The organism is Pseudomonas sp. D1-36, from assembly GCF_051132205.1.
GTDB lineage: Bacteria > Pseudomonadota > Gammaproteobacteria > Pseudomonadales > Pseudomonadaceae > Aquipseudomonas.
This window is the reverse complement of sequence record NZ_CP071674.1, coordinates 432,017-445,241: the sequence shown is the minus strand read 5'-3', so window position 1 is coordinate 445,241 and position 13,225 is coordinate 432,017. Positions and strand designations below refer to the sequence as shown.

The following is a 13,225-nucleotide window of genomic DNA, read 5'->3' as shown; positions in this document are numbered from 1 at the left end:
CCACCACACCCCTGTGGGAGCAAGCTTGCTCGCGATAGCGGTGGATCTGCCACATGCATGTTGACTGACAGGCCGCCATCGCGAGCAAGCTCGCTCCCACATTGACTTGCGAATTTGTCCGTTTACCGAGATCCCCGCGTGCCCGACGCCATCCTGCGCCTCGCCTTGCCATCGCCCCTGCGCCGCCTGTTCGATTACCGCGCCCCGGCTGGAGTGCCGCGTGCCCAGTTGCAACCGGGCATGCGTCTGCGCGTGCCGTTCGGCCGGCGGGAAATGATCGGCATCCTGGTGGAAGTCAGCGATCAAAGCGAAGTGCCGGTCGATAAGCTCAAGCCAGCCCTGGCCCTACTCGATGCGACGCCACCGCTGCCGGCGCCGCTGCTCAAATTATGCCTGTGGACCGCCCAGTATTATCAGCACAGCCTGGGTGACACCCTGAGTTGGGCCCTGCCGGCGCTGTTGCGCCAGGGCGAACCGGCCGAGGCGCGCCAGGAGCGGTTCTGGTCGGCGGCACCGGGCGCCTCGCTGGAGGATCCGCGTATCGCCCGCGCACCGCGCCAGCGCGAAGCCCTGGCGACCCTGGCCCAGCATCCCCATGGCGTGGCGCACCCGTTATTGAGCAAGTTGATGCTCAGTAAGGACAGCCTCGACCTGTTGTTGGCCAAGGACCTGGTCCAGGTGGAAGTCCGCCGGCATGCTCCGAGCGCACGCCATGAACACTGGCTGGCCCAGCCGGAACTGCCACTCAACGCTGAGCAACGGGCCGCTTGCGAGGCCATTCGCGCGGGCTTCGACAGCTACCACGCCTTTTTGTTGGCGGGCGTCACCGGCAGCGGCAAGACCGAGGTCTACCTGCAACTGATCCGCCAGACCCTCGAAGCCGGCAAACAAGCCCTGGTGCTGATCCCGGAGATCAACCTCGGCCCACAAACCCTGGCGCGCTTCGAACAACGCTTCAATGCGCGAATCGCCCTGGTGCACTCGGCGGTCAACGATCGCGAGCGCCTGGAAGCCTGGCTCGCCGCCCGGGACGGCGAGGCAGATATCATCATCGGCACCCGCTCGGCGCTGTTCACACCGATGAAAAATCCCGGTCTGATCATCATCGACGAAGAGCACGACGGTTCTTATAAACAGCAGGAAGGCCTGCGCTATCACGCGCGGGATCTGGCGCTGGTGCGCGCCCGTCAGGAAAACATTCCCATCGTCCTTGGCTCGGCCACGCCCTCGCTGGAAAGCCTGCACAACGCCTACACCGGTCGCTACGGCCTGCTGCGCCTCAACGAACGAGCCGGCGGCGCCAAGCAACCACGCTTCCTGCGCCTGGATGTGAAAAGTCGTCCACTGGACAGCGGCATTTCCGGACCGATGCAGCAAGCCATCGGCCAGACCCTGGCAGCCGGGCAACAGGTCCTGGTCTTCCTCAACCGCAGGGGGTTCGCCCCGACCCTGCTGTGCCATGATTGCGGCTGGATGTCCGGTTGCGAGCGCTGTGATGCACGAATGACCGTCCATCAACGCTACGGCGAACTGCGCTGCCACCACTGCGGGCACTCCGAGCGTGTGCCGAGGAACTGCCCGCAATGCGGGAAAGTCGACTTGCGTCCCGTGGGCGCCGGCACCGAGCGCGCCGAAGAGCGGCTGGGCATTTTGTTTCCCGACTATCCGGTGCTACGCGTGGATCGCGACAGCACTTCCCGAAAGGATGCGATGAACAATCTGTTCGCCACCATCCAAAAAGGCCAGCCCTGCATCCTGGTGGGCACGCAGATGCTCGCCAAGGGGCATCACTTCCCCCGTGTCACGCTGGTGTCGATCCTGGATGCCGACGGCGGGCTGTTTTCCGGCGATTTCCGCGCCAGCGAGCGCATGGCGCAGCTGATCGTCCAGGTCGCAGGCCGCGCCGGGCGCGCCGAAGAGCCAGGCAAAGTGATCATCCAGACCCACCTGGCGGATCATCCGCTGCTGATACAACTGACCGAGCAAGGCTATTTTGCCTTCGCCGAGCAGGCGTTGAGCGAACGCCGAGGCGCCGGGCTGCCACCGTTCGCCCACCTGGCGCTGTTGCGGGCCGAGGCTCACAAACCGGGGCAGGCTGAAGGTTTTCTGGATGAAGCGTGCAGCGAGGCGGAGCGTCTGCTGGCGGAACAGAACCTCACCGGCATCGAACTCTTGGGCCCGGTGCCAGCGCCGATGGAACGACGCGCCGGGCGCTATCGTGCCCAGCTTTTATTGCAGGCCAATGCCCGGGCGCCGCTGCATCGGCTGTTGAATGCCTGGTTGCTGGTGCTCGAACAGATGCCCAGCGGGCGGGCGGTGCGCTGGTCGCTGGATGTGGATCCGGTGGATTTGTACTGACCCAGGCGCCGCCTTCGCGAGCAGGCTCGCTCCCACAGAAACCTCATTTCAATGTGGGAGCGAGCCGGCTCGCGAAGGCGTCCGAACAACCACCACACATCCCCAACCAACCCGCTACAGTTGGCAAGCTCGCCCGCGCCACGGATAATGCCCAGTTTTTCCACCAGCGCATCGAAGCGCCGCCGCGCCTGCGGTTGAAAGAGAAGACCATGAAAGACACCATTCGCCAGCTCATCCAGCAAGCCATCACTCAACTCGTCACTGAAGGTGTGCTGCCAGAAGGCCTGTCGCCGGCGATTCAGGTCGAGAACACCCGCGACAAGACCCACGGCGACTTCGCCAGCAACATCGCGATGATGCTCGCCAAGCCGGCCGGCATGAAGCCTCGCGACCTGGCGGAAAAGATCATCGCAGCGCTGCCGGCCGACGAGAACGTCAGCAAGGCCGATATCGCCGGCCCAGGCTTCATCAATTTCTTCCAGAACACCCAGGCCCTGGCCTCGCGTCTCGACGCGGCCCTGGCCGACGCGCGCCTTGGCGTACGCAAGGCCGGGCCATTGCAGCGCACCGTAGTCGACCTCTCGGCCCCTAACCTCGCCAAGGAAATGCACGTCGGCCACCTGCGCTCGACCATCATTGGCGACGGCGTGGCGCGCGTGCTGGAGTTTCTCGGCGACACCGTGATCCGCCAGAACCACGTCGGCGACTGGGGCACGCAGTTCGGCATGCTGATGGCCTATCTGCAGGAAAACCCCATCACCAGCGACGAGCTGTCGGACCTGGAAAACTTCTACCGCGCCGCCAAGCAACGCTTCGACGAATCGCCCGAATTCGCCGACCGCGCCCGTGGCCTGGTGGTCAAGCTGCAGGCCGGCGATGCCGAGTGCCTGGCGCTGTGGACCAAGTTCAAGGACATCTCCCTGTCCCACTGCCAGAAAATCTACGAGCTGCTGAACGTCAAGCTGACCATGGCCGACGTGATGGGCGAGAGCGCCTACAACGATGACTTGGTCAACGTGGTCAACGACCTTCGCGCCAAGGGCATGCTGGTAGAAAGCAACGGCGCCCAGTGCGTGTTCCTGGAGCAGTTCAAGACCGCCGATGGCGAGCCCCTGCCGGTGATCATCGTCAAAGCCGACGGCGGCTACCTCTATGCCACCACCGACCTGGCGGCCGTACGCTACCGCAACGGCGTGCTCAAGGCCGATCGGGTGTTGTATTTCGTCGACCAGCGCCAAGCCCTGCACTTCCAGCAAGTGTTCGAAGTGGCGCGCCTGGCTGGCTTCGTGACCCACCCGATGGAAATGGAGCACATGGGCTTCGGCACCATGAACGGCGCCGACGGCCGCCCATTCAAGACCCGCGACGGCGGCACCGTAAAATTGATCGACCTGCTGACCGAAGCCCAGGACCGCGCTTACACCTTGGTCAAGGGCAAGAACCCGGACCTGGCCGAAGACGAACTGCGCAACATTGCCAAGGTCGTCGGCATCGACGCGGTGAAGTACGCCGACCTGTCGAAACACCGCACCAGCGACTACAGCTTCAACTTCGACCTGATGCTCAACTTCGAAGGCAACACCGCGCCGTACCTGTTGTACGCCTACACCCGCGTGGCGGGGGTGTTCCGCAAGCTCGGCAAACGCTTCGACGAAGTGGAGGGTCAGATTGTCCTCGAGGCCGCCCACGAGCAGGAGCTCGCGGCCAGGCTGGCCCAGTTCGGCGAGGTGCTGAACAACGTCGCCGACAAAGGTACACCGCATACTTTGTGTGCCTACCTGTACGACGTCGCTGGCCTGTTCTCCAGCTTCTATGAGAACTGCCCGATCCTCAGCGCCGACACCCCGGCACAAATGCAGAGCCGCTTGCGCCTCGCCGCGCTGACCGGACGTACGCTCAAGCAAGGCCTGGAACTGCTGGGCCTGGAAACCCTGGAGCGCATGTAAGTTGGCCGCCAAGAAAAAACCTGCACCCAAACGCGGCGCCAGTCGTTACCAGCCCCCGGCCAAAAAGCCGATTCCGGGCTGGTTGTGGATGGCCATCGGCCTGACCGTCGGCGCTTTCATTGTCTTTCTGATGAAGCTGGAGCCGGGCCAGGGCGATGACGTCAAGCGCGTGCGGCAAGAGCAGCAGAAAGCCACGCGGATCGCCGAGGCCAACAAGACCCCGCCGAGCCCGACGCAACCGGTGAAGCCGAAGTACGACTTCTATACCCTGCTGCCGGAATCGGAAGTCATCGTGCCGCCCGATGCCGTGCCGGAGAAAACCCTGCCGACACCACAAGTGCCTCAGGTGCCGGCCACACCGGTGACCCCGGCCGAAGCCGCCAAGATCGACACCGCCCGCGCCCAGGCGGCCCTGGCTGGCATCACGCCGCCACCCGCGCCGCCCGTGCAAAAGGCTGCGCCAGTGACGAAGTTCTTCTTACAAGCCGGCTCGTTCCGCAAGGAAGCCGATGCCGACAAAGTCCGGGCACAGATCATTTTGCTGGGCCAGTCGGTTTCGGTGGAATCCGGCACGGTGAAGGACGAAACCTGGTACCGGGTACTGGTTGGCCCGTTCAGCAATCGGGAAGAGCTGACCAAGGCCCAGAAACAACTGGCCGGCAGCGGCTTCAGCAACCTGTTGTTACAACAACGCCAGAGCCGCTGATTTTCGCTGCACCCTGTGACCGGGGGGCTTTTGTGGCGAGGGAGCAAGCTCCCTCGCCACAAAGAAGTCCTCTGCCAAAAACAGCGAGGGACCACTCATCCCCTCCGCACCCTTGCAGTTGAAAAACCCCACGCCACCCCCATATGAGTTCCATCCGGGCATTTTCGCCCCGCTGCGTGGAGACTCTTCCCTTGACCACCATCGTTTCAGTCCGCCGTCACGGCAAAGTCGTCATGGGCGGCGACGGCCAGGTTTCACTGGGCAACACCGTGATGAAAGGCAACGCGAAGAAAGTCCGCCGCCTGTACCACGGCCAGGTCATCGCCGGTTTCGCCGGGGCCACCGCCGATGCCTTCACCCTGTTCGAACGTTTTGAAGGCCAGCTTGAAAAACACCAGGGCCACCTGATCCGCGCCGCCGTCGAGCTGGCGAAGGAATGGCGTACCGACCGCTCCCTGAGCCGCCTCGAAGCGATGCTCGCGGTCGCCAACAAGGATGCCTCGCTGATCATCACCGGCAACGGTGACGTCGTTGAGCCTGAAGACGGCTTGATCGCCATGGGTTCCGGTGGGGCCTACGCCCAGGCCGCCGCCAGCGCCCTGTTGAAAAAAACCGACCTGTCGGCCCGGGAAATCGTTGAGACAGCCCTTGGCATTGCCGGCGACATCTGTGTCTTCACCAACCACACCCAGACCATTGAGGAGCAGGACCTCGCGGAGTGAGCCCATCCAGGCCCAGACTTCCGCTTGAGGACCGCCAATTATTATGTCCATGACTCCCCGCGAAATCGTCCACGAACTCAATCGCCATATCATCGGCCAGGACGATGCCAAGCGCGCCGTCGCCATTGCCCTGCGCAACCGCTGGCGCCGGATGCAGTTGCCTGAAGAACTGCGCGTCGAAGTAACACCCAAGAACATCCTGATGATCGGCCCGACCGGTGTCGGCAAGACCGAGATCGCCCGTCGCCTGGCCAAGCTCGCCAATGCGCCATTCATCAAGGTCGAGGCCACCAAGTTCACCGAGGTGGGCTACGTGGGCCGCGACGTCGAGTCGATCATTCGCGACCTGGCCGATGCCGCTATCAAGCTGCTGCGTGAGCAGGAAATCACCAAGGTTCGCCATCGCGCCGAAGACGCCGCCGAAGAACGCATCCTCGATGCGCTTCTGCCGCCTGCGCGCATGGGCTTCAACGCCGACTCCGCCGCGACACAGGATTCCAACACCCGCCAACTGTTCCGCAAGCGCCTGCGCGAAGGCCAGCTGGACGACAAGGAGATCGAGATCGAAGTGGCCGAGATGGCCGGTGTCGACATCTCCGCGCCGCCGGGCATGGAAGAGATGACCAACCAGCTGCAGAGCCTGTTCGCCAACATGGGCAAGGGCAAGAAGAAAAGCCGCAAGCTCAAGGTCAAGGAAGCGCTGAAGCTGGTGCGCGATGAAGAGGCCAGCCGCCTGGTCAACGAAGAAGAGTTGAAGGCCAAGGCCCTGGAAGCGGTCGAGCAGCATGGCATCGTGTTCATCGACGAGATCGACAAGGTCGCCAAGCGCGGCAATGTCGGCGGCGCCGATGTATCCCGCGAAGGCGTGCAACGCGACCTGCTGCCGCTGATCGAAGGCTGCACGGTCAATACCAAGCTGGGCATGGTCAAGACCGACCACATCCTGTTCATCGCTTCCGGCGCGTTCCACCTGAGCAAGCCGAGCGACCTGGTTCCTGAGTTGCAGGGCCGCTTGCCGATTCGTGTCGAACTCAAGGCGCTGTCGCCGGAAGATTTCGAACGCATCCTGAGCGAGCCCCATGCGTCGCTGACCGAGCAATACTGCGCGCTGCTCAAGACCGAAGGCCTGAACATCGAGTTCGCGCCCGAAGGCATCAAGCGCCTGGCGCAGATCGCCTGGCAGGTCAACGAAAAGACCGAGAACATCGGTGCCCGCCGCCTGCACACGCTGCTTGAGCGTCTGCTCGAGGAAGTCTCGTTCAGCGCCGGCGACCTGGCCAGCGCCCACAACGAAGCGCCGATCCGCATCGACGCCGAGTACGTCAACAGCCACCTGGGTGAGTTGGCGCAGAACGAAGACCTGTCGCGCTATATCCTGTAAGCCACCGACAGGTTTCCCCGGACCTGTGGGAGCGAGCTTGCTCGCGATGGCGGCACAACATTCAATCCCTGTATTGACTGTCAAACCGCTATCGCGAGCAAGCTCGCTCCCACATGAACCGCGTCGTTTTGCAGATCAACGCGTCCTTCAGAGACGGATCATAGGCCATGACCAAACTCCCCACCGCCATCAACCTGCACAAAGCCTCCAAGACCCTGACGCTCAAGTACGCGCCAGACGAGGAGTACCACCTGCCAGCGGAATTCCTGCGGGTGCACTCACCCTCCGCCGAGGTCCAGGGCCACGGCAAGCCCATCCTGCAATACGGCAAGCTCGGCGTCGGCCTGACCAAGGTTGAACCGGCCGGCCAGTACGCACTGAAATTGACCTTCGACGACGGCCATGACAGCGGATTGTTCACCTGGGACTACCTGTATCAGTTGGCAGTGCGCCAGGAAGTCCTGTGGAACGATTATCTCGCCGAGCTCAAGGCCGCCGGAAAAACCCGCGATCCGAACGAGTCCGTCGTCAAGCTGATGCTCTAGCTCAAGGGCTGGCGCTTTAGGGCGAATTTTCTAGACTCATCTGCTTGAATGCCCGCGCAGCATCGTCAATGACTGGCCTGCTTGCGAAAAAAATTAAACTCGGGTAACCAATGGAGCTGGCAAGTTCCCTGCAAAGGAACCGGCGAGTTCCTGGCACACGTTTCCTCATTGCCCTCGATGCGGAATTAATGGTCACCCCGAGCAGCGTACCTGGTATTGGCCTTGCGGCTTCAAGGCACGGCCCCGGTACTCGTCTGAAGGACAATGGAGCGTCGTAGATGAGCAACAAGAACAACGATGAGTTGAAATACCAAGCCTCGGAAAACACCCTGGGCTTGAATCCCGTCGTCGGCTTGCGCAGGAAGGACCTGCTGGCCTCTGCCCGGATGGTGCTGACCCAGACCATCAGACAACCCCTTCACAGCGTCAAGCATGTGGCCCATTTCGGCGCTGAGCTGAGGAAGGTCCTGTTCGGCAAGTCCGTGTTGCAGCCCACCAGCGACGACCGTCGTTTCGCCGATCCGGCCTGGAGCCAGAACCCGCTCTACAAACGCTACCTGCAAACCTACCTGGCGTGGCGCAAGGAGCTGCACGCCTGGATCGACGACAGCAGCCTCTCGCCCCAGGACATCAGCCGCGGGCATTTCGTGATCAACCTGATGACCGAGGCGATGGCCCCGACCAACTCGGCGGCCAACCCGGCGGCGGTCAAGCGCTTCTTCGAAACCGGCGGCAAGAGCCTGCTCGACGGTTTGTCCCACCTGGCAAAAGACTTGGTACACAACGGCGGTATGCCGAGCCAGGTCGACATGGGCGCCTTCGAAGTCGGCAAGAGCCTGGGCGTGACGGAAGGCGCCGTGGTGTTTCGCAACGATGTGCTGGAGCTGATCCAGTACCGCCCCATCACCGAGCAGGTGCATGAGCGGCCGCTGCTGGTGGTCCCGCCGCAAATCAACAAGTTCTATGTATTCGACCTGAGCCCGGATAAGAGCCTGGCGCGCTTCTGCCTGCGCAGCAACGTGCAGACATTCATCATCAGTTGGCGCAACCCCACCAAGGCGCAGCGCGAGTGGGGCCTGTCGACTTATATCGAAGCGCTCAAGGAAGCGGTGGACGTTGTCACGGCCATCACCGGCAGCAAGGACGTCAACATGCTGGGCGCCTGCTCGGGCGGCATCACCTGCACCGCGCTGCTGGGCCATTACGCCGCGCTCGGCGAGAAGAAGGTCAATGCCCTGACGCTGCTGGTGAGTGTGCTGGACACGACCCTGGACACCGACGTGGCCCTGTTCGTCGACGAGCAGACCCTGGAAGCGGCCAAGCGCCATTCCTACCAGGCCGGCGTACTGGAAGGCCGCGACATGGCCAAGGTCTTCGCCTGGATGCGTCCCAACGACCTGATCTGGAATTACTGGGTCAACAACTACCTGCTGGGCAACGAACCACCGGTGTTCGACATTCTCTTCTGGAACAACGACACCACGCGACTGCCGGCGGCGTTCCATGGCGACCTCATCGAGATGTTCAAGAACAACCCGCTGACCCGCCCCAATGCACTGGAAGTATGCGGCACGCCGATCGACCTCAAGCAGGTCACTGCCGACATCTTTTCCCTGGCCGGCACCAACGACCACATCACGCCGTGGAAGTCCTGCTACAAGTCGGCGCAGCTGTTTGGCGGCAAGGTTGATTTCGTGTTGTCGAGCAGCGGCCACATCCAGAGCATCCTCAACCCGCCGGGCAACCCCAAGTCGCGCTACATGACCAGCGAGGACATGCCGGCCAAGGCCGAGGACTGGATGGAAAACTCCACCAAGCACACCGACTCCTGGTGGCTGCACTGGCAAGCCTGGCAGGCCGAGCGCTCGGGCAAGCTGAAGAAAGCGCCCTTGGTGCTGGGTAACAAGACCTACGTGGCCGGTGAGGCGGCGCCGGGCACTTACGTGCATGAAAGATAGCTGTGAGCTTCATGCTACAAGCGCCTTAACTTGAAGCTTGAAGCTTGAAGCTTGAAGCTTGAAGCTGCCATTCTGCTTTTTTAACCCCAGGGCTTGAAGCATGCCGCAACCGTACATCTTCCGTACCGTCGACCTGGATGGCCAGACCTTGCGCACCGCGGTACGTCCCGGCAAGCCCCATTTGACCCCGCTGCTGATTTTCAACGGCATCGGCGCCAACCTGGAGCTGGTCTTCCCATTCATAGAGGCGCTGGACCCGGACCTGGAAGTGATCGCCTTCGATGTGCCCGGGGTCGGCGGTTCGTCTACACCGAGCCGGCCGTATCGCTTTCCCGGCCTGGCCAAGCTCACCGCGCGGATGCTCGATTACCTGGACTACGGGCAGGTGAACGTGATCGGCGTGTCCTGGGGCGGCGCCCTGGCGCAGCAGTTCGCCCACGACTATCCGGAGCGCTGCAAGAAGCTGGTGCTCGCCGCCACGGCCGCCGGCGCGGTCATGGTGCCCGGCAAGCCGAAGGTGCTGTGGATGATGGCCAGCCCCCGGCGCTACGTGCAGCCGTCACATGTCATGCGCATCGCTCCACTGATCTACGGCGGCTCGTTCCGCCGCGACCCAAGCCTGGCGGCCCGTCACGCGGCCAAGGTGCGTTCGGCCGGCAAGCTCGGTTATTACTGGCAGCTTTTCGCGGGCCTTGGCTGGACCAGCATCCACTGGCTGCACAAGATCCACCAGCCAACCCTGATCCTGGCCGGAGACGACGACCCGCTGATTCCCCTGATCAACATGCGCATGCTGGCCTGGCGCATTCCCAATTCTCAGTTGCACATCATCGATGACGGCCATCTGTTCCTGATCACCCGGGCCGAGGCCGTGGCACCGATCATCATGAAATTCCTGGAGGAAGAACGTCAGCGCGCGGTCATGCACCCACATCCCGCACCGCTGGGTGGCGGCTGACACCGCCCATTGCGCCTGGCAGGACGCCGGATCACGCAACTACCCGAAACAGCGTCTATGTTGTCTGGTTCGGTGTGTTTGTTTTTAGCCTGATGACGAAGGAGTTGACTCATGCGCGACAAACCGGCGAAGGGTTCCATGCCCGCCCCTGCCAGTTTCATCAATGCACAAAGCGCGGTCACCGGCCTGCGCGGCAGGGACCTGCTTTCTACCTTGCGCAACGTCGCCGCTCATGGCTTGTGCAATCCGGTGCACAGCGCCCGGCATGCGTTGCGGCTGGGCAGTCAACTGGGGCGCGTGCTGCTGGGCGAAACGCTGCACCCCACCAACCCCAACGACAAGCGCTTCGCCGACCCCACCTGGCAGCTCAATCCATTCTATCGTCGTAGCCTGCAAGCCTATCTGAGCTGGCAAAAGCAGGTCAGGAGCTGGATCGACGAAAGCGACATGAGCGAGGACGATCGCGCCCGTGCCCATTTCACCTTCTCCCTGCTCAACGACGCGGTGTCGCCCTCCAATACGTTGCTCAATCCGCTGGCGATCAAGGAACTGTTCAACTCCGGCGGCACCAGCCTGATTCGTGGCATCAGCCACCTGGTGGACGACCTGCTGCACAACGATGGGCTGCCCCGGCAGGTCACGCCCCAGGCTTTCGAAGTCGGCAAGACCCTGGCAACCACACCCGGTGCGGTGGTGTTTCGCAACGAGCTGCTGGAACTGATCCAGTACAAACCGATGAGCGAAAAGCAATTCGCCACGCCAGTGCTGATCGTGCCGCCGCAGATCAACAAGTTCTACATCTTCGACCTCAGCCCCTCAAATAGCCTCGTCCAATACGCCCTGAAAAACGGCTTGCAGGTCTTCATCATCAGTTGGCGCAACCCCGACGTTCGCCATCGTGAATGGGGCCTGTCCAGCTATGTCGAGGCGACGCAAGAAGCCATGAACGTCTGCCGGGCGATCACCGGCGCACGGGAAGTCAACCTGTTGGGCGCCTGCGCCGGCGGCATGACCATCGCCGCCCTGCAAGGCCATTTGCAGGCCAAGCGCCAGCTGCGCCGGGTCGCCAGTGCGACGTACCTGGTCAGCCTGCTGGACAGCGAGATGGAAAGCCCGGCAACGTTGTTCATCGACGAACAGACTCTCGAAGCCGCCAAGCGTCGCTCCTACCAGCGAGGCATTCTCGACGGGCGCGACATGGCCCGCGTATTCGCCTGGATGCGCCCCAACGACCTGATATGGAGTTATTTCGTCAATAACTACTTGCTGGGCAAGGAGCCGCCGGCGTTCGACATCCTGTACTGGAACAACGACTGCACTCGGCTTCCGGCGGCGTACCACGGCGATCTGCTGGACTTTTTCAAGCACAACCCGCTGACCCGCCCGGGCGCGCTGGAGGTGTGCGGCACGCCGATCGATTTGCAAAAAGTCACGGTGGACAGCTTCAGCGTGGCGGGCATCAACGACCACATCACCCCATGGGACGCGGTGTACCGCTCCACGCTGCTGCTGGGGGGCGACCGCCGTTTCGTGCTGTCCAACAGCGGTCACGTGCAGAGCATTCTCAACCCGCCGGGCAACCCCAAGGCCAACTACATCGAGAACCCGAAGCTGAGCAGCGACCCCAGGGCTTGGTACTACGACGCCAAGCACGTCGAGGGGAGCTGGTGGCCCCAGTGGCTGGGCTGGATCCAGGAACGCTCCGGCGAACAGCGCGAAACGGTCATGGCGCTGGGCAACAGCAAATATCCGCCTCTGGAAGCCGCGCCCGGAAACTATGTACGGGTGCGCTGAAGGCCTCACCACGGCCGCATCGCGGACCGTGGCACGACTCACCATAAAGAAGACCGGATGAAGACCCGCGACCGTATCCTTGAATGTGCCCTGCAGTTATTCAACGAAAAGGGCGAGCCGAACGTTTCCACCATGGAAGTCGCCAACGAAATGGGCATCAGCCCCGGCAACCTGTATTACCACTTCCACGGCAAGGAACCGCTGATACTCGGATTGTTCGAGCGATTCCGGGCCGAGCTGGCGCCACTGTTGGACCCACCTGCCGATGCACAGCTGGCGCCGGAGGACTATTGGCTGTTCCTGCACCTGATCGTTGAACGCCTCGCTCAGTACCGATTTTTGTTCCAGGACCTGTCGAACCTCGCCGGGCGCCTGCCGAAGCTGGCCAAGGGTATTCGCCAGTTGCTCAACGCGCTGAAGCGAACCCTGGCCTCATTGCTGGCGCAACTCAAGGCCCAGGGGTTGTTGGTCAGCGACACCCAGGCGTTGGGGCAACTGGTGGAACAGGTCACCATGACCCTGCTGTTTTCCCTGGACTACCAGCGGATCCTGGATCGCGAAGGCGACGTTCGCCTGGTGGTCTATCAAGTCATGATGCTGGTGGCGCCACACCTGCCGCTGGCGATCAAGGTCGCCACCGAGCAAATGGCGTTGCGGTATCTGGAAGAGCACGAATAACGAACGGCAGTGGCAGTGGCAGTGGCAGTGGCAGTGGCATACCCATTGTGGGAGCGAGCCTGCTCGCGATGGCTGCGGCACATTCAACGACAATGTGTACCGGCACACCGCCATCGCGAGCAAGCTCGCTCCCACAGTAGGGTTCTATGGCGCAAAAAAAACCCGGCCATTACAGGCCG

Annotated in this window: 10 protein-coding genes; all 10 read left to right on the top strand. The window is 62.5% G+C overall.

Features of this window, described 5'->3' with window-relative positions:
* The first annotated feature begins 138 nt into the window (after positions 1-138).
* Entirely contained in the window at positions 139-2,358 is a 2,220-nt protein-coding gene (locus tag J3P76_RS02030) for a primosomal protein N' (RefSeq protein ID WP_434608207.1), read from the top strand.
* 209 nt (positions 2,359-2,567) lie between these two features.
* Complete coding sequence (gene argS / locus J3P76_RS02025) at positions 2,568-4,304, top strand: arginine--tRNA ligase (RefSeq protein WP_420767035.1); 1,737 nt, start codon at positions 2,568-2,570, stop codon at positions 4,302-4,304.
* A gap of 1 nt (position 4,305) precedes the next feature.
* Positions 4,306-5,010: an SPOR domain-containing protein gene (locus J3P76_RS02020; protein ID WP_420767034.1), complete on the top strand. Its 705-nt coding sequence runs from the start codon at positions 4,306-4,308 to the stop codon at positions 5,008-5,010.
* Positions 5,011-5,201: 191 nt separating this feature from the next.
* Positions 5,202-5,732 carry an ATP-dependent protease subunit HslV gene (hslV, locus tag J3P76_RS02015; protein ID WP_007968352.1) on the top strand — a complete coding sequence of 177 codons (531 nt, stop codon included), beginning with the start codon at positions 5,202-5,204 and terminating at the stop codon, positions 5,730-5,732.
* A 43-nt stretch (positions 5,733-5,775) separates the two neighbouring features.
* Complete coding sequence (hslU, locus tag J3P76_RS02010; protein WP_039592417.1) at positions 5,776-7,113, top strand: ATP-dependent protease ATPase subunit HslU; 1,338 nt, start codon at positions 5,776-5,778, stop codon at positions 7,111-7,113.
* 167 nt (positions 7,114-7,280) lie between these two features.
* On the top strand, positions 7,281-7,658 hold the full coding sequence (locus J3P76_RS02005) for a gamma-butyrobetaine hydroxylase-like domain-containing protein (protein WP_420767033.1): 378 nt from the start codon (positions 7,281-7,283) through the stop codon (positions 7,656-7,658).
* A 278-nt stretch (positions 7,659-7,936) separates the two neighbouring features.
* On the top strand, positions 7,937-9,616 hold the full coding sequence (gene phaC, locus J3P76_RS02000; RefSeq protein WP_434701450.1) for a class II poly(R)-hydroxyalkanoic acid synthase: 1,680 nt from the start codon (positions 7,937-7,939) through the stop codon (positions 9,614-9,616).
* A 100-nt stretch (positions 9,617-9,716) separates the two neighbouring features.
* Positions 9,717-10,574, top strand: coding sequence for a poly(3-hydroxyalkanoate) depolymerase (gene phaZ / locus J3P76_RS01995; RefSeq protein ID WP_039592414.1), 858 nt, complete (start codon positions 9,717-9,719; stop codon positions 10,572-10,574).
* A 111-nt stretch (positions 10,575-10,685) separates the two neighbouring features.
* Complete coding sequence (gene phaC, locus J3P76_RS01990; RefSeq protein ID WP_434608211.1) at positions 10,686-12,368, top strand: class II poly(R)-hydroxyalkanoic acid synthase; 1,683 nt, start codon at positions 10,686-10,688, stop codon at positions 12,366-12,368.
* Positions 12,369-12,425: 57 nt separating this feature from the next.
* Positions 12,426-13,046: a TetR/AcrR family transcriptional regulator gene (locus tag J3P76_RS01985; protein ID WP_434701448.1), complete on the top strand. Its 621-nt coding sequence runs from the start codon at positions 12,426-12,428 to the stop codon at positions 13,044-13,046.
* Positions 13,047-13,225 lie beyond the last annotated feature (179 nt).

Bases quoted from the DNA above. Each gene is read 5' to 3' on its own strand.
- phaZ (WP_039592414.1), top strand. From the start codon at position 9,717: ATGCCGCAACCGTACATCTTCCGTACCGTCGACCTGGATGGCCAGACC.
- argS (WP_420767035.1), top strand. From the start codon at position 2,568: ATGAAAGACACCATTCGCCAGCTCATCCAGCAAGCCATCACTCAACTC.
- phaC (WP_434701450.1), top strand. From the start codon at position 7,937: ATGAGCAACAAGAACAACGATGAGTTGAAATACCAAGCCTCGGAAAAC.
- J3P76_RS01985 (WP_434701448.1), top strand. From the start codon at position 12,426: ATGAAGACCCGCGACCGTATCCTTGAATGTGCCCTGCAGTTATTCAAC.
- hslU (WP_039592417.1), top strand. From the start codon at position 5,776: ATGTCCATGACTCCCCGCGAAATCGTCCACGAACTCAATCGCCATATC.
- J3P76_RS02005 (WP_420767033.1), top strand. From the start codon at position 7,281: ATGACCAAACTCCCCACCGCCATCAACCTGCACAAAGCCTCCAAGACC.
- phaC (WP_434608211.1), top strand. From the start codon at position 10,686: ATGCGCGACAAACCGGCGAAGGGTTCCATGCCCGCCCCTGCCAGTTTC.